The sequence below is a fragment of the Acinetobacter sp. 16 genome (genome assembly GCF_033439925.1).
GTDB classification, from domain to species: domain Bacteria; phylum Pseudomonadota; class Gammaproteobacteria; order Pseudomonadales; family Moraxellaceae; genus Acinetobacter; species Acinetobacter junii.
This window is the reverse complement of sequence record NZ_CP137746.1, coordinates 1,382,776-1,408,070: the sequence shown is the minus strand read 5'-3', so window position 1 is coordinate 1,408,070 and position 25,295 is coordinate 1,382,776. Positions and strand designations below refer to the sequence as shown.

Annotated in this window: 20 protein-coding genes and 1 pseudogene; 9 read left to right on the top strand and 12 right to left on the bottom strand. The window is 37.7% G+C overall.

Annotated elements, in window-relative coordinates; translation table 11 throughout:
• Position 1 precedes the first annotated feature (1 nt).
• Both R2H34_RS06920 and R2H34_RS06915 read left to right on the top strand, forming a co-directional pair.
• A complete protein-coding gene (locus tag R2H34_RS06920) occupies positions 2-718 on the top strand; it encodes a site-specific DNA-methyltransferase (RefSeq protein WP_318342532.1) in 717 nt (238 codons plus the stop codon).
• A complete protein-coding gene (locus R2H34_RS06915) occupies positions 711-3,548 on the top strand; it encodes a DEAD/DEAH box helicase family protein (protein WP_318342531.1) in 2,838 nt (945 codons plus the stop codon). Before R2H34_RS06920 ends, R2H34_RS06915 begins: the two co-directional genes overlap by 8 nt.
• 116 nt (positions 3,549-3,664) lie before the next feature.
• On the opposite strand, the pseudogene R2H34_RS06910 reads toward R2H34_RS06915, so the two are convergent.
• From R2H34_RS06910 to efp, 5 genes and pseudogenes are all read right to left on the bottom strand, one after another.
• Positions 3,665-3,847: pseudogene (locus tag R2H34_RS06910) on the bottom strand (DUF58 domain-containing protein); the annotation flags it as partial.
• 13 nt (positions 3,848-3,860) lie between these two features.
• Positions 3,861-4,820, bottom strand: coding sequence for an AAA family ATPase (locus R2H34_RS06905; protein WP_042891930.1), 960 nt, complete (start codon positions 4,818-4,820; stop codon positions 3,861-3,863).
• A 78-nt stretch (positions 4,821-4,898) separates the two neighbouring features.
• Positions 4,899-5,201 (bottom strand): YbdD/YjiX family protein, encoded by a 303-nt coding sequence (locus R2H34_RS06900; RefSeq protein ID WP_004913093.1) that lies wholly within the window; start codon positions 5,199-5,201, stop codon positions 4,899-4,901.
• Positions 5,202-5,203: 2 nt separating this feature from the next.
• Positions 5,204-7,306 carry a carbon starvation CstA family protein gene (locus R2H34_RS06895; RefSeq protein ID WP_004913096.1) on the bottom strand — a complete coding sequence of 701 codons (2,103 nt, stop codon included), beginning with the start codon at positions 7,304-7,306 and terminating at the stop codon, positions 5,204-5,206.
• 177 nt (positions 7,307-7,483) lie between these two features.
• Positions 7,484-8,053, bottom strand: coding sequence for an elongation factor P (gene efp / locus R2H34_RS06890; protein WP_004913097.1), 570 nt, complete (start codon positions 8,051-8,053; stop codon positions 7,484-7,486).
• A gap of 87 nt (positions 8,054-8,140) precedes the next feature.
• On the opposite strand from efp, the gene epmB reads away from it, so the two are divergent.
• From epmB to R2H34_RS06875, 3 genes are read left to right on the top strand one after another with little or no spacing between them, the layout of a single operon-like run.
• Positions 8,141-9,157, top strand: a complete 1,017-nt coding sequence (epmB, locus tag R2H34_RS06885; RefSeq protein ID WP_125297473.1) for an EF-P beta-lysylation protein EpmB — start codon at positions 8,141-8,143, stop codon at positions 9,155-9,157.
• Positions 9,158-9,168: 11 nt separating this feature from the next.
• Positions 9,169-10,920, top strand: a complete 1,752-nt coding sequence (locus R2H34_RS06880) for a GTPase (protein ID WP_125297474.1) — start codon at positions 9,169-9,171, stop codon at positions 10,918-10,920.
• Complete coding sequence (locus R2H34_RS06875; protein WP_151814657.1) at positions 10,902-13,010, top strand: EAL domain-containing protein; 2,109 nt, start codon at positions 10,902-10,904, stop codon at positions 13,008-13,010. Before R2H34_RS06880 ends, R2H34_RS06875 begins: the two co-directional genes overlap by 19 nt.
• Positions 13,011-13,097: 87 nt before the next feature.
• On the opposite strand, the gene rpmE is transcribed toward R2H34_RS06875, so the two are convergent.
• The 4 genes from rpmE to R2H34_RS06855 all read right to left on the bottom strand — a co-directional run bounded on the left by rpmE (position 13,098) and on the right by R2H34_RS06855 (position 17,208).
• Complete coding sequence (gene rpmE / locus R2H34_RS06870; protein WP_004662919.1) at positions 13,098-13,322, bottom strand: 50S ribosomal protein L31; 225 nt, start codon at positions 13,320-13,322, stop codon at positions 13,098-13,100.
• A 197-nt stretch (positions 13,323-13,519) separates the two neighbouring features.
• Positions 13,520-14,488, bottom strand: a complete 969-nt coding sequence (locus R2H34_RS06865) for a bile acid:sodium symporter family protein (RefSeq protein WP_042891922.1) — start codon at positions 14,486-14,488, stop codon at positions 13,520-13,522.
• A 138-nt stretch (positions 14,489-14,626) separates the two neighbouring features.
• Positions 14,627-15,028 (bottom strand): lactoylglutathione lyase, encoded by a 402-nt coding sequence (gene gloA, locus R2H34_RS06860; RefSeq protein ID WP_004913115.1) that lies wholly within the window; start codon positions 15,026-15,028, stop codon positions 14,627-14,629.
• 2 nt (positions 15,029-15,030) lie between these two features.
• Positions 15,031-17,208, bottom strand: a complete 2,178-nt coding sequence (locus R2H34_RS06855; RefSeq protein ID WP_282896481.1) for an AmpG family muropeptide MFS transporter — start codon at positions 17,206-17,208, stop codon at positions 15,031-15,033.
• Positions 17,209-17,522: 314 nt separating this feature from the next.
• On the opposite strand from R2H34_RS06855, the gene R2H34_RS06850 reads away from it, so the two are divergent.
• Positions 17,523-20,153, top strand: coding sequence for a Lon protease family protein (locus R2H34_RS06850; RefSeq protein ID WP_005402832.1), 2,631 nt, complete (start codon positions 17,523-17,525; stop codon positions 20,151-20,153).
• 42 nt (positions 20,154-20,195) lie between these two features.
• On the opposite strand, the gene R2H34_RS06845 is transcribed toward R2H34_RS06850, so the two are convergent.
• The 3 genes from R2H34_RS06845 to surE all read right to left on the bottom strand — a co-directional run bounded on the left by R2H34_RS06845 (position 20,196) and on the right by surE (position 22,954).
• Positions 20,196-21,125 (bottom strand): LysR family transcriptional regulator, encoded by a 930-nt coding sequence (locus R2H34_RS06845; RefSeq protein WP_282896480.1) that lies wholly within the window; start codon positions 21,123-21,125, stop codon positions 20,196-20,198.
• A 137-nt stretch (positions 21,126-21,262) separates the two neighbouring features.
• Positions 21,263-22,075, bottom strand: coding sequence for a peptidoglycan DD-metalloendopeptidase family protein (locus R2H34_RS06840; protein ID WP_004913130.1), 813 nt, complete (start codon positions 22,073-22,075; stop codon positions 21,263-21,265).
• Between the two features lie 108 nt (positions 22,076-22,183).
• Complete coding sequence (gene surE / locus R2H34_RS06835; protein ID WP_004959475.1) at positions 22,184-22,954, bottom strand: 5'/3'-nucleotidase SurE; 771 nt, start codon at positions 22,952-22,954, stop codon at positions 22,184-22,186.
• A gap of 103 nt (positions 22,955-23,057) precedes the next feature.
• Here surE and R2H34_RS06830 point away from each other — a divergent pair, with 103 nt between their 5' ends.
• From R2H34_RS06830 to dacC, 3 genes are all read left to right on the top strand, one after another.
• Positions 23,058-23,432 (top strand): MCR_0457 family protein, encoded by a 375-nt coding sequence (locus tag R2H34_RS06830; protein WP_004953330.1) that lies wholly within the window; start codon positions 23,058-23,060, stop codon positions 23,430-23,432.
• A gap of 147 nt (positions 23,433-23,579) precedes the next feature.
• Complete coding sequence (locus tag R2H34_RS06825) at positions 23,580-23,981, top strand: MCR_0457 family protein (protein ID WP_004959481.1); 402 nt, start codon at positions 23,580-23,582, stop codon at positions 23,979-23,981.
• Positions 23,982-24,095: 114 nt separating this feature from the next.
• Positions 24,096-25,244 (top strand): D-alanyl-D-alanine carboxypeptidase PBP5/6, encoded by a 1,149-nt coding sequence (gene dacC / locus R2H34_RS06820; RefSeq protein ID WP_004913142.1) that lies wholly within the window; start codon positions 24,096-24,098, stop codon positions 25,242-25,244.
• Positions 25,245-25,295: the final 51 nt, after the last annotated feature.

The window sequence follows — 25,295 nt, the reverse complement described above, 5'->3', positions numbered from 1 at the left end:
GGTGGTTTATGTCGCACTTCAAGTTTTACTCTGCCCTGCATCAACACTTTGGTCTGATGTAACACCTGATACAATTTTATGGACTTCTACTGATACCACCACAAACGCAACAAAGCACCAACAAGCCATGTTTGGTGATGTTGTATTTGAGAACCCAAAACCTGAAAATCTAATTCAACGTGCAATAGAACTATCAACTGATGAAAATGACATCGTTCTAGACTACCATTTAGGTTCAGGAACAACATGTGCTGTCGCTCACAAGATGGGACGCAGATGGATTGGTATTGAGCAAATGGACTACATCGAAGATATAACCAAAGCTCGCTTACTGAAAGTCCTTGAGGGTGAACAAGGTGGTATTTCTAAATCGGTGGATTGGCAAGGTGGTGGTTCATTTGTTTATTTTGAGCTAAAAAAATATAACCAAGATTTTTTAAATCAAATTATGGCAGCGAATAGCAAAGGCGAATTGGATGAAGTCTATGCTGATATGGCTAAAAATGCCTTTCTAAAATTTTGGTTTGATAAAAATGAGTTTGAAAAGGACGAAAACTTCCGTTCCCTTGACTTAGATCAACGCAAGGAATTGTTGATTAGCATTTTGGATGAAAACCAATTGTTTCTTAACCATGCTGATATGCGTGACAGTCGTTACCATGTTTCAGAAGAAGAAATGAATTTAACCGATTTATTCTATGGTGCTAAAAATGACTAAACGTGTAAAAAATAAAGTTAAAGATACGCTAGACCAATTTTTATTTAGTCAAATTGAATCTAACCCTGAATATCAGGAATGGGTGCAAGATTACAAACTCCCGACTTATATAACTGATAACATCTCAAAGACATTACGTGATTATCAAGAAGTTGTGATCAAGCATTTTATTTGGTTATTTGAGCAAGACCCTGACAAAGCAAAGCATCTACTTTTTAACCTAGCGACAGGGACGGGTAAAACGCTCACGATGGCTGCTGCTATTCTGTATCTATATCAAAAAGGCTACCGCAATTTTGTGTTCTTGGTACACCAATTGCAAATTAAGAATCAGGCGGTAAAAAACTTCACCGATTATAAATTTGACAAGTATTTATTTAATCCTAAAGGGGTTAAATTAAATGGTAAAACTATTCATATCCGTGCGATTGATCGCTTTCAAGATGCCCAAAAAGATGCGATTAACTTCATGTTTTTCAGCACAGCACTGTTATATAATCGCCTGACAGAAGACAAGGAAAATAGCTTAACTGCTCAAGATTTTGCGGATAATGCTGTTGTGGTGATTGCCGATGAAGCACACCGTTTAAACGTAGATACACGTAAAAAACTCAAGAAAACCGATGAAGAAGATATTCGCAATTGGGAAACGGCTGTTCAATCGGCAATCTATGCTCGTCCCGATAATTTACTGTTAGAGTTTACCGCTACCGTAGATTTAGAAAACCCTCTCATCCATAAAAAATATCGTGATAAGTTGATTCATCGTTACGATTTTCTGCAATTCAATAAGGATGGATACAGCAAGGAAGTCGGCTTCCTTTATAACGAAGAAACGCAGATTGAAGATCAAAAGCGTTTATTGGTCATCAATGCGGTTGTGATGAGTGAATACCGCAGATTACTTGCTGATCGTGAAATGAATGTTGAGATTAATCCGATTATTTTGATTAAATCCACTAAAATTGCTAAGAGTGAGGAAGATCGGGAGTTTTTCCATAAAGTAATTAGTTCACTCAAAATAAGTGACTTAGATCATTTAAAAAACTTAAGTTCAGGCACACAGCAATCACTCATAGAAGAAGATCGAAACCGATTTATCTCTCAAATGTTTAGTTGGCTTGGTTCACGAAAATCAGGGCTGGTATCCTCTCAAGACCCTAATGGCTTAAATGCGTTTATTGCTGAAATTAAAATGCGTTTTCGTGAAGATAACAGCATGCCGTATAACAGTAAGGAGAAGGAGAAAGCATATCTACTTCCTCATTTAGATAGTAAAAGAAATGTCATTCGAGCAATTTTTTCTGTTAATGCACTCAATGAGGGATGGGATGTATTAAGCCTGTACGACATCATTCATTTTGATATTTCAGAGTCTAAAAAAGTATCACTACAAGATATTCAGTTGATTGGTCGTGGTGCAAGATTGTGTCCATACAAACTGCCAAGAGCTTATAAGATTTCTCAAATTGGAGGGTTATTTGATGAAGAACATAGTTATGAGTTCGACCCATTCAAACGTAAATTTGATAATGCACCTCATGAGCATGGGCGTATTTTGGAAACTTTCTTCTACCACTTTGTTAAAACAGGCACGTTCTTAGATAACTTGCAATATGCCTTACTCGATGAGGGAATTGTCAATAAAAGTATGGAAAAACGGACGATTAAACTCAAGTCCGAATTCCTCAATAGTGAAACCTATAGAAAAGGTTTTGTATTGGTTAATCAACAACTACACCGCAGTAAAACAACGGATACAGAAATTGATGCTACTTTTAGGAGGGAAATCAAAGCAAGTACCTACCGACTTTATACAAGAAGCTTAACGGATAAAGAGCAAAATAGTATTCAGGCAGGGATTCAGTATAAAACCATTCATTTAACGGATGAATACTTTTCACCGTTTATTATCCGTAAGGCATTAATGTCATCAGAAAATAATTTCTTTCGATTTAACCATCTGAAAAATCATATTGTTGGGATAGAGAGCATTGATGAGTTGATTGAAAAATATCTACCTTTATATGAGATTAAATATTCGTATTCGGAAGGTAAGGATATTGATCAACTTGAAGCCCATGAAAAACTGCAATTATTGGTCGGTGTGATTCTACCCGAAGTGCGTAAAGCCATAGATCGGCACATGCCACAAATTACAGGAAGTCATATTTTTAGACCAAAATCACTGTCGTCTATCTTTCAGCAAGAAAAGAACATCTACTTGGTTTCATTCCCTATCCAAGATTTAGATGGTGAAACAAGTGATCATGCACCTGATGAACGTGCAAAACCACAGTCAAGCCATGACAACCCCGATCTACAGTTTGATGTTGAAACTGCCGATTGGTACGCCTACAGTGAGAACTATGGCACAAGCGAAGAAAAACGCTTTGTTAAGTTTGTTGCAACTCAGATTGAAGAGCTTAAATCACGCTACAAGGGTGCAGAAATTTACTTGATACGCAATGAACTGGACTATTGGTTGTTTAGTCCTAAAGATGGTCGAAGGTTCAGCCCTGACTATATGCTGATCATTAATGATGCTGAAAATGGCGAAATGTACTATCAATGCCTAATTGAGCCTAAAGGCGGTCATTTACTTGAAAAGGATGCTTGGAAAGAGGAAGTATTGATAAGTTTGGACGATGAAAGCCAAATTGTTTTTGACGCAGAACAAGATGATTCAAAAAACTATGTTGAGTTCTTAAATGAAGTCAAATCGCATGGTTATAAAGAGGTCAAGTGTTTAGGCTTTAAATTCTACAATACAGAACCACGCACTGAATCAGAGTTTGCCATTGATTTCCAAACAAGAATGCCGAGTTAATCTCGGCTTTTTCTAAATGTAAGCAATTGATTATTATATCTTTGTGCGGTTGCTACATAATATCGTAAATGTAAGCAATTGATTATTATATCTTTGTGCGGTTGCTACATAATATCGAGAATTAAGTTATTTGCGTAGTTAATACCTGCAATAAACGTAATCAAAATTAGCACAAGATATAGAAAACCTTGCCTATATAAAAAGATCAAAATATCTTTTTGTGTAAGTCGCTTCTTTTCATCAATTTGGAATCGTTTTGCAATCCAGTTTTGTAGTGGATGCTTGAATAATTTTTGCATATCCCACTCTCAACTAGAATGCCTCTACCGATTCTAAAATTTTTCTTACTTCATTTTCACCCAAACTGAGACGATGTGAAACTACAGATATAAACACCATCTGCACGTCGTCTGTCGTTACAAAAGCTCGCCCTTCTACTAATGCATAAGCTTGGGATGCAGCTTTTAATGCCAATACTCCACGTGTTGATAAACCATGACGTTGCTTACGTGTTTCAGCGGCCAAATCTAAAATATAGTTAAGTACAGCATCACTTAAAAAAACTTGTTTAGCGAGTTCACGTAAATGCAAAATATCCACTTGATTAAATACAGAATCCAATTGATGAATAAGAAGCTGACGTGAACTTTGTTGAAGTAAAAGTTTTTCAGCTTGGCGAGATGGATAGCCCAAAGACAAACGCATTAAAAAACGATCTAGTTGAGACTCAGGCAAAGCATAGGTTCCACTTTGAAAAAGTGGGTTCTGCGTAGCAAGCACCCAAAAAGGCTGAGGTAATTCATAGTGAATACCATCAACTGTAACCGCCCCTTCTTCCATTGCTTCGAGCAACGCGCTTTGCGTTTTAGGGCTACAACGATTAATTTCATCCGCAAGTAAAATTTGAGTAAAGACAGGGCCTTTTTTAAATTCAAAAATATGTTCTTTTTGATTAAAAATATTGATACCAATCACATCACTCGCCAGCATATCATTGGTAAATTGGATTCGTTGAAAATGCAGTCCCGCCAAACGAGCTAAAGCACTGGCTAATGTTGTTTTACCCAAGCCAGGTAAATCTTCAAATAGCACATGACCACCAGCCAGCAAACAAGTCAGCGCAAGTTTAGTTTGTTGCGGCTTATCTAAGATCAGCTCATTAACCTGAATAAGGAAACTTTCTATTTTATGGCTAAAGCTTTTAATATCTTGTTCTAGTTGCTGATTTTGTATTTTTTTTTCTTGAACAGAAGCTTTTTCCATGCCCCACATAATTCTATCCCCAAAATAAAACAGTGTATGCCTCAACATACACTGTTTTGATTTTTTTTCAAAGAAATCAAATGACTTCTAGCAAGGACATTTTTTCATATTCCCGCCTGACGATGGGTAACGCGCATCGACACAGTGACGATAAAAAGTCTTCGCATCCATCGGTGTCAAATCTGGATGATGCTGTTGCATATGTCTGAGATAGTTTTCGTAATCTGGTACTCCAACCATTAAACGGAAACTTTTTTGCAAGTTCTGCCATAGAAGTGCGATACGAGACCAATTTCTTGGTGAGAAAATCAGGTGTTTTTGCGACATAATAGTGAATTTAATAATCTTCACGATTAAGGAACCACCTTCTTTCGCAATTTTGAAATCCATGCTTATTCTCCCTTCACGCTATTCGCAGTCATCGGTACATCTGAATAAACAGCAGGTGCCTCATTCACAGTAGGCGTTGAACTTGCTAATGCTTTGCGAATTGCTCCGATAGATGCAATTACCATTACGATAGCAACAATCATAAAGAATCCACACAACACCGCGTTGATTTGATTGGACATCACAATTGTTTGCATCTCTGCTACTGTTTTCGCCGGAGCGAGTAGCTCCCCACGTGCAATCGCATCAGAAAAACGGTTCGCTTGAGCAAGAAAACCAATCTTTGGATTCTCATGGAAGATTTTTTGCCAACCTGCAGTCATAGAAGTGATAAATAAGAAAACTGTTGGGACGATTGTGACCCATACATATTTCTCTTTCTTCATCTTGAATAAAATCACCGTACCCAAGATTAATGCCATTGATGCAAGAATTTGGTTACCAATACCAAAGAGTGGCCATAACGAATTAATACCACCTAGAGGATCAACTACACCTTGATAAACGAAGAAGCCCCAGCCAGCAACCGCAACAAAAGTACCAACTAAGTTTCCAAAAAAAGAGCTAGATTGTTTAACCGCAGGTACAACTATCCCGACCGTATCTTGCACCATAAAACGACAAGCGCGTGTTCCTGCATCCACCGCGGTTAAAATAAATAATGCTTCGAACAAGATCGCAAAGTGATACCAAAAAGCCATCATTGAACGACTATTGAAAATTTCAGAAATGATATGTGCCATACCAATCGCAAAAGTCGGTGCACCGCCTGTGCGAGATAAAATGGAACTCTCACCCACTTCTTGTGCGAGTACTGTTAACATTTCTGGTGTAACGATAAAACCTAAATTACGGACAGCTTCAGCAGCTGTATCAACCGTTGTACCCAGCACTGCTGCAGGAGCATTAATCGCAAAATAGATTCCTGGATCAAGTACAGTCGCACAAATCATTGCCATAATGCCGACAAAAGATTCCATCAACATTCCACCGTAACCGATCATACGAATATTTACTTCGTTATCGACGAGCTTAGGCGTGGTACCAGAAGAAACTAGCGCATGGAAACCAGAAATGGCACCACAAGCAATCGTAATAAATAGAAATGGAAATAATGTCCCTGCGAAAACAGGTCCTGTACCATCCACAAAATGCGTAACCGCAGGCATTTTCAAATCAGGCATTGCAAAGACAATACCGATTGCTAAGCCAGCAATTACACCAATTTTAAGAAATGTTGATAAATAATCACGTGGTGCTAACAGTAACCAAACTGGTAAGACTGATGCAATAAAACCATAAATGATTAATGCCCATGTCAATTGCGTTCCACTTAAGGTAAATAACTGTCCCCAATACGGATCTTTTGCGACATCACCACCAAAAACAATCGCGGCCATCATCAAGACGAAACCAATGATAGAGACTTCTGCAATTTTACCTGGGCGCAGATAACGCATGTACACGCCCATAAATAATGCAATAGGAATCGTTGCAGCAATACTGAATACACCCCAAGGGCTATGAGCTAATGCTTTAACCACAACCAGAGCAAGTACCGCAAGAATAATGACCATCACGCCCAATGTACCAAGCATGACGATAACACCAGCAAAAGTACCCAATTCCTGCTTTGCCATTTCACCTAATGAACGACCATCACGACGTGTGGAGATAAACAGCACAAGAAAATCTTGAACTGCACCTGCAATCACCACACCGACGAGCAACCAAATTGTTCCTGGTAAATAACCCATCTGAGCCGCTAGAATTGGTCCCACTAAAGGACCAGCACCAGCAATCGCCGCAAAATGATGCCCAAATAATACGTATTTATTGGTTGGAACATAATCCAAACCATCGTTTAAACGATGAGCTGGGGTTAATCGCCTTGGGTTTAATTCAAAAACCTTGTTTGCGATAAATAAACTGTAGAACCGATATGCAATGCTATATACACAGACAGCAGCGAGAACCAACCAAACTGCATTTACATGCTCACCACGACTCACCGCCAATATCCCAAAAGAAATTGCCCCGATAATGGCAACTAAACTCCATAGAATCTTAGAGGAAAGCGATGTTTTTGCTTGTGTTATCTCCATTCAAAACCTCTCAAATATTTCACTTTTGGTGATTTGGATTTCCATTCCTATATTTTCTTTAGAAAATATCTTCGTGAGTTTATCGTTTATTAAAATAGATTTATCTAATACTTTGGCATAAAAAAAGGGATGATTCTTTATCATCCCTTCGATAATCGTATACTTTGTGTTTAACGATTATGCACGCTCTAGGTAGTCACCAGTACGAGTATCTACACGAACGCTTTCTTCTTGCTGAACGAATAATGGAACACGTACCACAGCACCTGTTTCAAGTTTCGCAGGCTTACCGCCACCGCCAGAAGTATCACCACGTACACCAGGATCAGTCTCAACAATTTTGAGCACAACAAAGTTTGGTGGGCTTACCGTTAAAGGTACACCATTAAATAACATGATTGTACATTTTTCATTTGAATCATCTTTTAACCATTTTGCAGCGTCGCCCATTGCTGTTTTATCAGCAGCGATTTGCTCAAAAGTTACTGGATCCATAAAGTTCCACATTTCGCCATCGTTGTAGAGGTATTCCATTTCTACTTCTACAATATCAGCAGCTTCTAAAGAATCACCTGATTTGAATGTTTTTTCTAATACTTTACCAGAGCGAAGGTTACGTAATTTTACGCGGTTAAACGCCTGACCTTTACCTGGTTTTACATATTCATTTTCCATGATTGAACATGGGTTACCATCCAGCATGACCTTAAGGCCAGCTTTAAAATCATTTGTAGAATAATAGGCCATGAAAGGCGCACTCCAACTTAAAACTCAAATCTATTAATGCTAGACTAGGCCAATAGCCTTTAGGCTAACACTATTTTAACGTATGGCATGATAAACTATTTACTTCAAGAGAAAAACTGGCAATCACAACTCAGTGATCTAATTACTGATCCTTTAGAGTTGTTAAATCTGCTTGAGTTATCCACTGAACAGTTATTATCAGGGGCAATCCTTGCCTCTGAACAGTTCAAATTACGTGTTCCACGCGCATTCGTCGGAAAAATGAGCATTGGAGATCCTTTTGATCCCTTATTGCTACAAGTTTTACCTCATCATTTAGAACTTGAAGATCATCCCGAATTTGTTACTGACCCACTTGGTGAAGAAGCAGCTAATCAAATGGCTGGAGTTCTACATAAATATCAATCACGTTTTTTACTGACTTTAACTGGTGCATGTGCGATTCATTGTCGTTATTGTTTCCGTCGCCATTTCCCATACCAAGAAAACCTACCCAAAAATGATGATTGGATTAATATCAAACAGTATATTGAGCAAAATCCACAAATTAATGAAGTTATTTTGAGTGGCGGAGACCCCCTAACTTTATCAAATCGAAAATTATCACTTTGGTTGGAACGTCTAGCATCTCTCCCTCAGATTAAGATTCTGAGAATTCATTCACGTGTTCCCGTCGTTATTCCAAATCGAATCGATGAAGAGCTGATTTCTATATTAAAAAACAGTAGGCTACGCATTGTAGTAGTGATACACTCAAATCACGCAGCTGAACTTGACGACTTTACTTGTTCAAAGTTATTACAGTTATCAGAACACCATATTACAGTGCTAAATCAAGCAGTTTTACTCAAAGGTGTGAATGATTCTGCAGAAATTTTGAATAATTTAAGTTTGCGTTTATTTGACGCGCGTGTAATGCCTTATTATCTTCATGTATTGGATAAAGTAAAAGGCGCTCAACATTTTGATTTAAGGTCTTCAGAGATAGATCATATATATACTGATGTTTTAGCGAGTTTACCTGGATATCTTGTCCCTAAACTCGTAAGGGAAATTGCGGGCGAAAAAAATAAAACACCGCTTTTTGGGGTTCAAACGTTCTGAGATTGATTACAATGATGGATAATGCATTTTCGGATATTTTTCAAGTTTCCACTGTTTTAAGAAGGGATAAACTCAGTTTTTGTGATTCAAACACTAAAAGCTTGAACGAATGGATTTCAACACTTGCCATAATGCAATTGGGTGATACCTCTAAAGCATTATTCTCAGCTTTACTTGAGCTAAGTGAATTAGAATGTTCAGAAACTTTACGTTTTGATTTAATACAGACACTACACCCTACCATCGAAAATGTTTTAGGTAGTCTAGAAAAGAATTTTTTTAATCAAGGTGTCATCACCTCTGATCGTAATGAACATATTATAGAACTAGCAATGCTTTTGCGTTGTTACTTCGCAGCGATTTATATCAACATTGTTCGCAGAAGTAGCGATCAACTTGAGCATCAAAAATTTTCATTTTTTGCATTAAATCAAAAGAAAAATCTCCAGACTGCAAGAACCTTAGCGACTTTCCAAGCATTACAACAACTCACTCAACTCCTGTATCAGCAACATATGCTTTATAGTGAACCTGTTGCAGGACAATGGCTGATTGCTCACCAACTGTATGATGCGGCTGTAACTCATAAATATCATCACACCACTTTGGAACAACCAGCAGGTAAACCAAGCCTCAATAATGTTGCTCAAGCTTATGCACAACTTATTTTGCTAGATATCTTTAACACCAATCAAATTCGCCAATCTGAAATTCAAGCTTTATTCCAATGTAGCTTTGACTGGGCGAAAATGCTGCAACTATTACCAAAGGAAACTGAATTAACCAAATATGTAGTTGATACCAGTAAAGATCACCCGCCTATTTATAACAAGAAACAGAGTTCAGGATTTAATCCAAATATTTTTATCAGCACCAATAGTCTTTTAGATCATGTCACTGCAACACTTCACAAAAATGCAGAATATATTTCTAAAAATGAAAAAATCTATTTAGCTCCTGCCTTGAAATTTCATGTTCAAACGATTCTTGGCACCACTGCTGAACGACGTCACGAGCGTTATGAGTGCTCTGCACAGTTGCATATTTGTTTTGGATTACTCACCGCTCATTTCTATCTATCTAAAGCAAAGAATTTCGCTGAAACTCTTCAACTTGAACATGGCTATGGATTACAAAGCGAATCTCGCTTTTTGTCATCGTGGGATAAAAAAGAATCTTCTGACAATCAAGAATCTTCCATCCAACGTTTAAGCCGTGAAAGTAAAGCAGTTTATCAAGCAGACATTCTTGATATTAGTGTAAATGGATATCGTATTAAATGGACGACTGAAGCACCTAAAAACCTTCGGACTGGTGAATATATCTTAGTGAAAGAAACCTCACATGGTCATTGGCGAGGAGGTGTTATTCGTTGGCTTAAACAATCCAGTGAAAAAAGCCTTGAACTCGGTTTAGAGGTTTTAGCACAAGATATTTTCCCATGCGCAGTACGTATTCAATCTGACCGCCATGTGAGTAATTACCACCCTGCACTTATTTTAAAAAATCAGAATCTGGATGAAACAAAAACAACAATCATATTGCCAGGTTCGCAAATTTTCAGAGAACAGCAAGCTGTTCATTTACGATTGGGGAAAGAGGAAGTAAAAGTGTACTTATTAACAGCACAGTTAATTACCCAAAGTTTTGTCCAGTTTGATTTCGAATTGCTCAATGAAGAAGATGAACCTAGTCTTCAAAAATTTATGGCACAAAAGAATATGGATACAAATGATCAAGATTTATGGGAAGCATTGAAGTGAGAAATTCTTTACTCTCTAAAAAGTTAAAACGTACTGAAACACGCTTATTAATTATTGATGATAACCAACTTCGTTATAATCAAATTTTGCAATTATTTTCTGCACAAGAACATCAAGTCCAAGCTTGTCTATTGGATGATTTTAAAACATTTGAAAAGCAACTGAATCTACCTTGGGATATGGTGCTTTTCGGTCGAGCTTATGATTTAAAAATCGAACAAACTCTCTCTTTGATTCAAGCATCATCACAACCTAATTTGCCCGTTTTATTTCTTGAACCAGAAGACTTCGATGCACAACAGTATCAAAACTATATTCACAAAGGCATCTATGACGTTCTTAGTTTAAAATCCCCTGATCATTTTTATATCAGCATCATTCGTGCTTTATCATATAGTCGATTGGTACAAGCTGAACATCGTCTATTGAATGAATTGGAAGCCGCACAAACACAAGCACAATCTTTAGTTGCAGAAACTCATAAAGCGGTCGCAGTATTACAAGAAGGAATTCATTTCAGTGCCAACAAAGAGTATGCGACTCTTTTTGGTTTCGAGAATGAAGATGATTTGATTGGTTTACCATTACTAGATGTTTTACAACCTGAAGATTTGGCTCAATTTAAACTACGCTTCAAGAAGATTTCTCAAGGTCATTTTGAACATGCTCGCTTTGAGATCAAAACACTCAATTCAAATGTAAAAAACAATCCATTACATGTAGAGTTTTTACCATCTGGAAATGATGATGAAATTCAACTCAATATCGAATGTCCTTCTCAAGCCACACAAAAATCCGAACCAACTACAGTCGCGCCTACTGTAACGATTGCTCCAGCAGAAAAACTTTCAAGTTTAAATTCATCTTTACAACAAATTAATCGCCATCTTAACAATCATCCTGCAAATGTAAATGCCTTAGTTTTATTTGGCTTAAATCATTGTCCAAATGAAGTTTTTCAATCTGATTGGCGTGGAACAAAGTCTTATTTTTCAAATATTCAAAATTTCATTAAAGAACAAGTCAACGTCCCAATTCATCAAATTGAAACAGCACTCTATGCCGGGTTAATCCAAGCTGAATCCAAAGAAGTATTAAATTCATTATTGATTGGTTTAAATGGTCTACAAAAACCTCAACTTCTTGTGACAGATAATCACACCTTTCCACTCCAATTAAAATTAGGATATTGTGAGTTAAATCAACCAATTTCAAATGAAACTGCTTTTGAACAATTACTCTCAAAAGCTTTTTCTACCCCACTTCCTGTTTTCAATAGTCAAAAGATAGATGCCGATATCGGTCTTACAACCGAACATATTCAAACCTCTGTTAAATTAACCTTATTACAAGAGTTAAAACAGAAACTAGATGCTGGATCCATCCAATTAAAATATCAACAACTATATGATAAGCAGGATCAACATACTCATACCTATGAGGTTACAGCAGGGTTTATTCATGATAATCAATGGATTGATTTAAGTGATCTAGCCGATTTAAAAGATGATCCTGAGTTATCTGTACAACTTGACCGCTGGATTCTTGTAGAAGCGTGTAAACAACTACACAACTTTATTACTCAATATCCAAAAGCTAAACTAATCGTTAATTTGAACCATCACATTCTAATTAATGATAAAAAATTACCTGAGTTGGTCGCAAAACTTCTTACAATTATTGGAAGTAAACAAGCTCATCCGCTTATTGTTCAGTTCTCAGAGCATAGTCTGCAACAAAATCTGTCTCAAGCTCAGCAGCAAGTCGCTCTACTCCGTCAATACGGTGCTGAAATTTCAATACGCAATTTTGGTGATTCACTTTATAGCGAATCTATTCTTACGCAAATTGATACCCAATATTTATGCCTACATAGCAAACTTTCCAAGATGTTAGCTAGCGAGAAAGATATGGCAAAATTACAGGAAAAAATTATGAATTTCATCGGTATGAAATCTGTAGAAATTTTACTGACTGATTTAAATGACATGAATTTATTCGCAAATGCTTGGAATGTTGAAGCGCGCTTCTTACAAGGCAACTACTTCCAAAAGAAACTTGATCGTTTAACTGACGTACAGGATCAATAGAAATCTACAAGCCTCTCCTTTTATAAAGGAGAGGCTTTAGAGACAACAAAAAACGGACATATAGCCCGTTTTTTGTTTTTCTTGATATTAACGTTTGATAGAACGTGACATACCAGAGAAACGTTGCTTGAACTTGTCGATACGACCACCAGTATCTACATTCTTTTGTTTACCAGTATAGAATGGGTGGCAAGCTGAACATACGTCAAGATAAAGAGTTTCTTTACCAAGTGCAGAACGAGTTTCGATTACGTTACCGCATGAGCAAGTAGCAACTAATTTTTCGTATTTAGGGTGAATATCGGCGCGCATGGTCGATGCTCCTATTTAGTAAGAAAGGCTTAAGCTGTTATCGCAATTGATCACTCTCAAGATGAGGAAAGCAGAGTTTTAATACTCGCAGATCAATACCACAACAGACCATTTCTTTTGACTCACCGAGACATCTTAGGTCAGAGCAAAGCCAACAAGTGGCAGAGATTATACGCGAATAAATTATATTTTGCGAACTATTCCTGCATTGATTTTGACCAATGATTCGCAATTACCCCACAAACCATCAACTGAATTTGATGGAAAATCATGATGGGTAATACAATCATCCCCAAAGGCTGCCCAATAAAAAGAATTTGAGCCATTGGAACACCACTCGCTAAAGTTTTTTTAGAACTACAAAAGAAAATCGTAATTTGATCCGCCTGATTGAATCCCAACCATTTAGGCAAATACAATGCAAGTAACATTACTACGGTAAGTAAAACTGAACATGCCAGTGTTAAATAAATCAATGTAATTCCACTTACTTGTTGCCATAGACCAGCGACAACTGCGCTACTAAATGCGCCATAAACAACCATGAGGATTGAACCCTGATCAAAAACCTTTACAACGCTCGGAAATTTACGCATTTGTGGGAAAATAAATGGTCTTAATAATTGACCTAATATAAATGGCACAAGCAGCAATAATGTAATTTGTACAATAGATTTTGTCGGGTCAAAATCATGTTGACTTTGCCCTAAGATAAAATAGCTGACCAAAATCGGTGTGATAAACATGCCTATAATATTAGAAAAGGAAGCACTGCACACTGCACCCGCTACATTCCCTTTAGCCATAGACGTAAATGCAATCGAAGACTGAACCGTGGAAGGTAAGAAACACATAAACAAAAAGCCCCAATATAACTGTTGCCCCAATACTGGTTCTAAAACAGGTCTCGACAAAAGTCCAATCAATGGGAAAATCAAAAAAGTAAAAATAAAGACTAAGGCATGCATTCTCCAATGCAACATTCCCTCTATGACAGCTTCACGTGATAATTTTGCACCATGTAAAAAGAAAAGAACGGCTATTGCGACTGTCGTTAAAATATTAAAATAATAAGCAAGCTGACCTGATATGGGTAACAATGTGGCTAATAAGACCATGAGTACCAATAAAATCGTAAAGCGATCTAGTGCTAATAACTTCAACATAATTCTTTCCCTGACCTACCCTCAAAATAATAAAAAAGCCCAATATGATATTGTTGACCATTTGATCAAACCATCATACTGAGCTCTATAAATAAAGCTAGTTTTTAAATAATTAGACCTCAGTCTAACGCATTAAAACTAATTATTTCTTGCATTCTGATCTTGTTGAATAAGTTCAACTTTGTAGCCATCTGGATCTTCAACAAAAGCAATGACCGTCACACCACCTTTCATAGGCCCAGCTTCACGGACGACCTTACCGCCACGTGCTTTAATCTCTTCACATGCTTTATAAGCATCATCAACACCAATTGCGATATGACCATAAGCATTGCCTAAATCATAACTAGATGTATCCCAATTATGAGTTAATTCAAGAACCGTATTGTTCTGCTCATCACCGTAACCCACAAATGCGAGTGTAAAACGTCCTTCTTCGTAATCACGTTTGCGAAGTAATTGCATACCAAGCACTTCAGTATAGAACTTGAGAGATTGTTCTAAATTACCTACTCGTAGCATTGTATGTAACATGCGCATATTTATTCACCTGTCTGTTGTGTTGTTTGGTTTCGTTCATGATCACGTAATAATTTCGCAACCCAAACCACTAAAATTAGAATCGGAATACCGATTAAAGTCGTCATTAAAAAGAAATTTGGATAACCAATATTACTCACAATTGTTCCTGAATAACCACCCAATAGTTTTGGCGTTAATGTCATTAAAGAACTAAAAATTGCGTATTGAACCGCTGTAAATGAAACACTGGTTAAACTCGATAAAAAAGCAATGAATGCTGCACCAGCCAATCCAGATGCTAAATTATCCATAATAATCGCCAAATATAACCATAAGGTACTGTAGCTTTTAATGACTTTACCAGAAAGTTCAACTGAGCTTTTTTGATCTGGTTGGATTACTTGCACTGGCTGAACATCCATATCTAAAGCGGAATCTGGATGTGTTGCTGTATCAATAAAATAAGGTCTACTTGTAGCTAATTCAGTTTGGTCGTTGTTTTTAAAATTAACGGAAGCTTTAACTAACTTCGTTGGAGAGTTTAATAAAACCTTCCCATCAACTGCTCCAGTGAATATTCCATGAGGATCAATTTTAGCTACAATTTCTTTATCGTCAACCATAATGACAACTGGACGCTCTGTGTCTAATGTATCAACATTTACGCCAGCAAGCTGACCTTTAATAACTAAACTTTGCTTTAAGTCATTTGAGCTAAGTTGATCATTACCACTCATTGGTAATAATTGAATCTGAGGCTTTTGTGATGCAATCAGATATGGAACTGTTAATTGATACTTTGAGTCCGCTTCTTGCTGATATTGACTAGTAACTTGGATATCTTTTGCTTTTAATAACTGTTCACTTGGTACAGATAATTTCCAATACCCCACCTCATCCGTATCTACTTGATAGTGTTTATCTGCGATTTGTACCTCAACCTGAGCTAAAGGTTTGCCTGAGTTTACCAAGCCGATAAAAATCAAATTGGTAGAACTGGCTAAAACAGCACCAACAAACATTAACTTCATAATATTCATTCGCTGTGCCAACAAGCCCCCAAGAAAGCCACCGACAAGGCTAAATAAAACACCATATATTTTTACTGCTTCAGCAATTTGCTCTTTAGTAAAATTCAAGTCCTGATAAAAAACATTTGAAATGACGCCAGCAATAATGTCTGAAATTCTAAAAAAACCAATAAGCAGTAATAATACTAAAGCGAGTTTCAGACCGTAGCGTTTGAAGAAATCAAGAATCGGCGCAACCCATGTTTCTTTCGCCATCTGCTGATTTACGACACCAGCTTTTACTAACCCAGAACCAACCAATAAAGCGACTGCTGTTGCGGTCAAAAAGCGAAGCGCTTCTAAACCAAATAAAGCTGCGGTATCTTTAATCTCAGCCGAAGTGGTGATGTAATTTGTGAGATTACCTGAATAGATATAGCTCACGACAAAACTTGCAACAGCAACAAAAAATACCAATACCAAACGATAATAATCTGTCTTTTTATAGTCTTTATAAATTCGATTTACTTGTGGTTCACGAATACTTAGAGTAGTGATGATCCCGACACTCATGACTGCTGCCATGGCTAAGTAAGTATACTTCCAAGCTTCGTAGATATAATTCCCCTTGGCAGTTCCTAAGTAAGCCGCAAGAAATAATGCACCAGCACCAGCAACAATCATTCCGATGCGATAACCTGCATTGTATGTCGATGCTAAGACAGTTTGCATTTCTGTTTCAGCTAACTCGATACGATAGGCATCAATCACAATATCTTGCGTAGCTGCGGAAAAGCCAAGTAATACTGCCCCAACCGCCATTTGAATAATATAACTTTGACCAAGAGCTGGGTCTGAAAATGCCATGATACAAATCGCACATATAATTAAACACTGTGCAATTAATAGCCATGCTCGACGTCGCCCTAATGTGCGTGTTAGAAATGGGACAGGCAACTCATCAATTAATGGTGCCCAAACAAATTTAAAAGAATAGCCTAATGCAGCCCAACTAAAAAAAGTTACTGCGCTTTTTTCAATTCCTGCCTCACCTAGCCATAAAGATAAGCTAGAAAAAATGAGTAAAATCGGTATCCCCGCTGAGAAACCTAAAAATAACATAATCAAAGCACGGCGATCTAAAAATGCTTTAAATGCAGATGCCCAACCTGTGGTTTGTGTTGTCATTGGTTATTATTTTCCATGAACATGCCTGAATGTGCCTATTCAATCGTTTCTTGTGTTTGCTTGCAAGTTGCTTTGTGCAACGATTGTTTTGTTTTGTCGATAAAAAACACAAGTTCGCTTGATCTTTAGACCTAAAACTGTATACCTTTAACAGAAGTTATAAATACTTCTAAACATCTGCGAAATCTAACCAAATTGACACCGAATGTTAAATGATGAATCACACCATTTATGTTTGTTCGCAAGTCATGAGATATGTTTAGATGCATCTATAGTTCTAATTTCAATTATCGTTTATTTGTTGGATATCAATAGTGACCCAAAAACTTGATCAAATGACTGCAACCGCACTTTCTTTAACACCAACAAACACAACTACAGCAAATTTAAATACCTTTCCAAGCGCTTTTGACCAGACGGATATACAAGAAACATTAAAAAGAACCTCGCTAGCTTCGGAACAACTCACTCATGTTCCAGACCTAGTCAAAATTCCGAATTCGACGAAACGAATCAAACCGCTCAACAATTTTTTAGGGCAAGATCGAGCACGTGCCTCTGTTGAAGCTGGAATCTCTCTGCCTTATTCAGGTTACAATATTTTTGCTGTCGGAACTGCTGGACTTGGTAAACGGACGATGATCAAACGTTTACTGCAACAGCATGCCAAAACGATGCCAACACCTGATGACTGGGTATATGTTAATAATTTTAAAAATCCTAGACAACCTATCGCACTTCGCTTCCCTGCTGGACAAGGCGTAAAGTTCCAAGCTGCACTTCAACAAACTTGGCAAACCATTCTTAAACAATTAGAACGTCGCTTTAGTGCAGAGACCTATCACAATCGAATTGAACGTATTCGTCAAGACACGGGTGATGTACAACAACAAGCACTGTCCGAATTAACCAAAGAAGGCGCAGAACTCGACTTAAAACTCATTTCAAGAAATGACAAGCATGTTTTCGTGCCGATGCAATTAATCGACAATGAATATCAAGAATTAACACAGCATGATATTGATGCTTTAAGCCAAAAAGAACGTTCTGAACTAAGCTCTAATATCCGCTACATGGAGAAAAAGTTAGAGCGTTTAGGCTTACATCTAGGCGATCTTGAAGACGATGCTCGAGATAAAGTTTCACTTTTAAATAGAGATATCGCAGCACAAGTTGTTCTACCTCGCATGGAGCAAATTTTAAATAAAAATAAAGACGTTAAAGGTTTAGAAGAATATTTAAAGCATTATGCCGAAGATGTTATAGAAAACGTTGAACTGATCTTAGAACAAGAGGAAGATGATTTCACGCCTGCTTTGTTCAATCGCGTTCCTTCAAGATATCAAGCCAATGTCATTATTGCCAATAAACCGAATAGTGGTGCTCCTGTTATTTTTGAAGACTTCCCAACCCATTACAACTTACTTGGGCATGTCGAGCAGCTTACTCACAACGGCACAATTACGACAGATTTTACATTAATTCGTCCAGGCTCTTTACACCATGCAAATGGTGGTTTCCTTATGCTTGAAGCTGAGCAATTGCTAGAACAACCCTACGCTTGGCAAGGTTTAAAACGCGCATTAAAGTCAGGGCAACTCAAACTATCGTCTTTGGAACATATGCTGACATTGACAGGTAGTATTTCGATTGAACCTGCCGCTGTTCCACTAGATATTAAAGTCGTATTACTGGCTGAACCTGAAATTTATTATGAAATTTTAGAAGTAGAACCAGAACTTGGTAGCGTATTTAAAATTCGTGCTGATTTTACAGACACATTACAACGTAATGACAGCAATGAACAAGCATATATGCAGCTTATTGCTGATTATGTTCAAGCCGATAAACTTTTACCTTTTGATCGTTCTGCCCTCGCTGCACTGTTAACTGACTCTAGTCGTCAAGCTGAAGATCAAAGCTCTTTGTCACTGCATGCTTCGACACTGGGTGATTTGATTCGTGAAGCACATCATCACGCTTTTAAGAGTGGTGATAAAATCGTAACAGATCAACACGTCAATCAAGCATTACATCATCGCCAATACCGTTTGGGTTATTTACGAGAGCTTTATTGGCAAGACTTATCACGAGGTACTCAATTAATTGAGACTTCGGGGCATCGCTTAGGTCAAATTAATGCCCTCTCTGTTATTCATTATGCTGATGTTGAGTTTGGTCTCCCATCACGTTTGACTGCTTCTGTCTATCAAGGCGGTGGGGATATTCTTGATATTGAGCGAAGTGTAGAACTTGGCGGTTCTCTACACGCAAAAGGCGTGCTGCTCATGGCTAGTTTCCTTAAAGCTCATTTTGGTCGTGAACAAATCCTACACTTCTCTGCTGCTCTTGCATTCGAACAAAGTTATGGACAAGTTGATGGTGACAGCGCAACAGTTGCCGAACTTTCTGCTTTGATTTCGGCTATTTGTCAAATTCCAATTGATCAATCTTGGGCAATCACAGGCTCTATGAACCAACTTGGACAAGTACAACCTATCGGCGGCGTAAATGCCAAAATTGAAGGTTTTTATGATGCTTGTAAATTGCAGGGATTAACAGGAAAGCAAGGGGTTATTATCCCTCGTCAAAACATGCAACATCTAATGCTACGCCAAGATGTTATTGATGCTGTTAATAGTGGTCAATTCCATGTTCATGCAATTGATACGATTGACCAAGCTTTAGAAATCCTGATGGCTCGTCCTGTTGGAACACTCGATAAAAAAGGTCGATATAGCAAAAACTCAATCTATGCTGCTGTGATGGAACAACTTGAGTATTGGCAAGCGATTGAAGATGGTGAAGCAGTTGAAGATGATGAACCAAAGAAAAAGAAAAAGCGTAAAAAAACCAAAAAAGATGAAGTAGATTCAAAAGCAGCTGAAGAATCAACCGCACAAGCGAAAAACTTAAAATCGCTGCGTAAACACAAGAAAAAATAAGATGAAAAAAGCCATGTTCTGATGAGAACATGGCTTTTTTATTTAGGCCACGCCCTGCAAGGAACGCCCACCAGGAAGCTGAGCAAAATATTGTTTTAAGGCATCTATACAGCGATGGACTTTCATTGGATATTGTTCACGTTTCGAGGTCAATGCATGTAAGGTATATGCTGGCATATTCCAATCAGGTAATACCTCAACTAAAGACCCATTCACTAACTCTTTTTGGATATCCATATATAGAATACGCGCGATCCCATGCCCTTGCTGGCACAATGATTTTGCAACAAACACGTTATTTGTACTTAAGCGTGTTTTCATATCGATATTTACCACTTCCCCACTTAAACCATGACGAAATGAGAAATGCTGATAATTTTGCATTAAAGTCACAGGCAACAATTCATGATGACGTAAATCTTCTGGTCTCGAAATCGGAGGGGCTTGGTTTAGATAACTTGGTGAAGCAACAAGCACCTGATCAACTCGTGCTAATGGCACTGCTGTTAACTGATGATCATCGATTTTGAGGCTCATGCGGATTGCAATATCAATTCGCTCTTCAATTAAATCAATATAACGATGATCGGCTTCAAAATGGATTGCAAGTGCTTTGTGTGCAGACATCCAGTGAGAAAGTGCTGGAATAACATGAAGCGCACCGAGTTCTGGTGTCGTTGCAATACGTAAGTCACCGACTAAATCATCGCGCAATTGATTGATGCGAATTTTGCCACGCTCTGCTGCTGCAAGCATTTCTTGACAGCTTAAAAAGAATGCTTGACCCGCTTCTGTAAGGCTTAATTTTCGTGTAGAACGATGAAGCAAAGTCACATCCATATCTTGTTCTAAAGAACGGATTTGTTGACTGACTGCGCTTGTTGTAATTCCCAGTTCTCTAGCAGCACCGCTAAATGAACTTTTTTCAACAACGCACGCAAAGACCCCCATTGCACGCAACTGATCTAGCATAGACTTCCCTCTCAAATTATTAATATGCTTATTGTTCTAATTAAAGCAATCAATATGAGTATACAGAGAAGTCTACTCCTAGACTAGAGATTCTTAACAATTTGTTGAAAGTTTGTTAAACAAATAATGATGTATATTTAGTTAGGTAAAACAGTGGTTGGATTAACAGGTTTACCATCTAATCTAACTTGGAATTCCAGCATGACTCTAGTCGCTCCTGAAGAACCCATTTCAGCAATCTTTTGACCAGCCGTCACATTGTCACCGCTTTTCACCAACATTTTACTGTTATGTGCATAAGCAGTAATGTAACCATCAATGTGCTTGATCAGAACCAAGTTGCCGTATTCTTTTAGACCATCCGCTGCATATACAACTTGACCATTTGCTGCTGCATAGACTGGATCACCCTCATTTCCACCATAACGGGTTCCTTTAACATTACTTGCCAAATTAAAACCTTGAATCACAGGACCGTTGCTAGGTTTTACCCAGCGTAAACCCGATGCTAAAGTTGAAGCAGTTGGTGGATTGACAGGTGTTGGCGTAATAACAGGTGTTTTTGGTACAACTGGCTGTTGAGTCGGTAAGTTAATCGTTTGACGTTGGATAGGAGTTGCTTGAGTGATCGCCTGTGTCGACGTAGTACGCTGACTGACTGAGCCTTTAAGTCTTAGTGACTGATTCACGTAAATTCGATATGGAGCTGCAATATCATTTAGTGCAGCAATATCTAAGTAGTTCAAACCATAGCGGTTTGCGATCCCACTCAGTGTATCCCCTGAACGCACTGTATAGTAATTAGGTGCATTCACGTAGCGTGCGCCACCTTTGTATTGTGGTTTAGATGCACACCCCGTCACAATTACTGTCGTTGCTACTGATAAAGACAATAGGATTGTTTTAATCATTTTCTTTGTTAGAAAAATCGAGACTTGGTTTGAATGCATCTTCACCCTCATCGAAACCTGAATTATATTTGCGCCTAAGAGTATCAAAAAAGTGAAAAAAAACGAGTTCTCACTTTCTATATTCACAAAGTTACAACATAGCAACCGCTAACCATTAACAAGAACATGTAAATTATCTAAAATCGCGTAGTTCGTTGCATCCATTTGAATTGGAGTAACACTGACATAACCATTCGACACTGCAAAAAAATCTGATTGAATATTGCTAGAAACAGCCTGAGGATCAGTTACTGCCTCTCCAGCTAATCCAATCCAATAAACTTGTCTTCCTCGAGGGTCAACATGACTACTTACAGGTTTAGATTGCGCTCTTCGCCCTTGATACGTCACTTTTGTACCTTGGATTTGAGCCACATCTGGAATATTAATATTAAAAATATGACGAGGTGGTAAAATAGGCAATCCATTTGCAATAAAGTCATGGACCCATTGTGCTGCTTGCGCATAATGCAGAGGGTGTTCATATGATCGAACATTTGAACCTGCCAAAGAAACAGCAATCGCAGGATGTTTCATTAACCGTCCTTCAAATGCAGCTCCTACCGTACCTGAGTACAATACATCATCACCAAGATTTGCACCGCTATTGATACCACTCACAACTAGATCAAATTCAAAATCAAATAGACCATTCATTGACAAATAAACACAGTCCGCAGGCGTTCCATTCACTGCCCAGACGTCTTCAGAGATTTGAACTGGTCGCAAAGGACGATCTAATGTCAAAGCACTAGAATAACCACTCCGCTCACTTTCAGGTGCAACCACAACCACTCGACCTAATGGCTTTAAGGCCTGCGCTAAAGCTTGTAGCCCTGGGGCAAAAACACCATCATCATTTGCAATCAAAATATTCACTAAATTCCAGTCTCTTCAAATATTACTAGGGAGTTTTTTCAATTGAATTATTCATAGAATTATATATATTTATAACTTCTTAGTATTAGAAATTTACATTGCCATGAGACATTTATCTAATTTTATTCGATTTTTTGGGGTGAGTTTCACACTTGTAGCAGCATCTGTAGCATTTGCTGACGAAGCGGTTTCAGTCAAAGAAGCAGATGCATTAATCAAAGATGATATTGCAAATGCACAAGTACTTATCGAAATGTGTCCAAACCTCATCGGTAAGAATGCAAAATTTGACCAAAATATCAAAAAGATGGTCGGTTCTTATTTAAGTAACTACTCGGACAAGACTGCATCTATAGAGAGCTTACAAAAAGATGCTGAATTTCAAAGTCTGCTCAAAGATGCACGTTCTGCTGCAACAGAAGTTGAGAAATCAGAACAAAAATCAGTATGTGAAGATGTCCTTAATTTCGAAGAATAAGCTTTGATCTAGGTAAATGTGGTTTTATTTCTAAGATTTAAGATCACATTTTCTCCATTGTTTCTACAGCAAAGATACAAATTTCAATCTCAGTTATGCTATAAGTTATTCAAATTCTTTAAGTCTTGTTTTTGAGTTTGATTTCTTATGACTAAAAATGTTTTAAAAACACTGGGTTTATCATTTCTCTTAGCGTCTACTGCATTTTCTGCAACCACTTATGCAGCAGAAAAAAAATCAGAAACCGAAAAAATTGAAGTTACTCCGACCTCAGAAAATGTCACTCAACAAGAGTTAGCTGCAATTTATGTGCTTTCTGAAATTTGCCCTCCATTAATCGGCAAAGATCTTAAGTTTAATAAAGCCTACGACAATCTTGTTAAAGCCTATTTAGATAATGATCCAAAAGCTGTTGATGTACTCAATAAGCGTGCAAAAAGTAAAGATTTTCAAGCTGCTTTGACAGAAGCACGTAATGATGCAAAAGCCGCATCTGATGAAGATAATCGCCAAATTTGCGACGATGTTAGAAATTATTATTCTAAGTAACCGATTCGTTACAATACTGTGTTAAAAAGCCGACTTCCCCCATAGAAGTCGGCTTTGCTTTGTCCTAAAATGCTAGGCTCTTCTGCTTCACACAAGATATTGGAACGATCTAGAATGAATCAAAAAAGCGCTCTTGCTGCATTATTACTTTTGCCAAGCTTTTCATATGCAGCAACTGTCCTATCTGCTCCACCAGAACTAAATAATAAATCCTATGTATTAATGGATTATGAGACAGGACAGATTCTCGCTGCAAAAAATGAAAATGAAAAACTTGCACCTGCTTCAATGACTAAAATGATGACAAGCTACATCATTGAGCAGAAACTTTTGAAGGGGGAATTGACTGAAAACGAACAAGTACGCATGAATGAATCTGCGTGGTGTCGTGGAAGTAGTACAGAATCATGTATGTATGTACCGCTTAATGGGACAGCAACTGTTCTAGAAATGCTTCGCGGTATTATCATCCAATCAGGTAATGATGCTTCTAAAGCAATGGCTGAACATATTGCGGGCAATGAAGGTACATTCGCCCACATGATGAACCAAGAAGCTAAACGCGTTGGAATGGTAAATACACACTTTATCAACTCAACAGGTATGCCTGCTGATGGTCATTACTCAACTGCAAAAGATATGGCAGTTCTTGCTCAGCATATTATTAAAGACAGCTCAAAGTATTACCCAATTTACTCTGAAAAAGAATTTACATTTAACGGTATCAAACAAGGTAACCGTAATGCCCTTCTCTACACAGACCCAAGTGTAGATGGTTTAAAAACAGGTCATACTGAAGAAGCTGGTTACTGTTTAACAACATCAAGCAAACGTGGTCCTATGCGTTTGATTTCTGTGATTTTTGGTACACCAAGCATGAATGAACGTGCGAGCCAAACTCGTACATTATTGGCTTGGGGTTTTGCAAACTTTGAAACTGCTAATGTTCAACCAGCAAATCAAGTTTTAGCAAAAGCAAAAGTATGGTTTGGTAAAGAAGATGAAGTTCAAATCGGTTTGGCTGAAAACTTCAACGTAACTATGCCTAAAGGTCAAGCTGACAAAATCAAAACTCAAATCGTCGTTCAACCAAAACTGAATGCACCTTTGGCTAAAGGTCAAGTTGTAGGTAAATTAGTTGCAAGTCTTGATGGAAAAGTGATTGCTGAAAAACCACTAGTTGCATTAAAACCTGTTGAAGAAGCAGGCTTCTTTGCTCGTATGATCGACCATATCAAACAGTTCCTTAGCAACTTATTCTAATTCTTAGAGTAAACAAGCTAATCAAGCATTCATGCTATTTAGTATGAATGC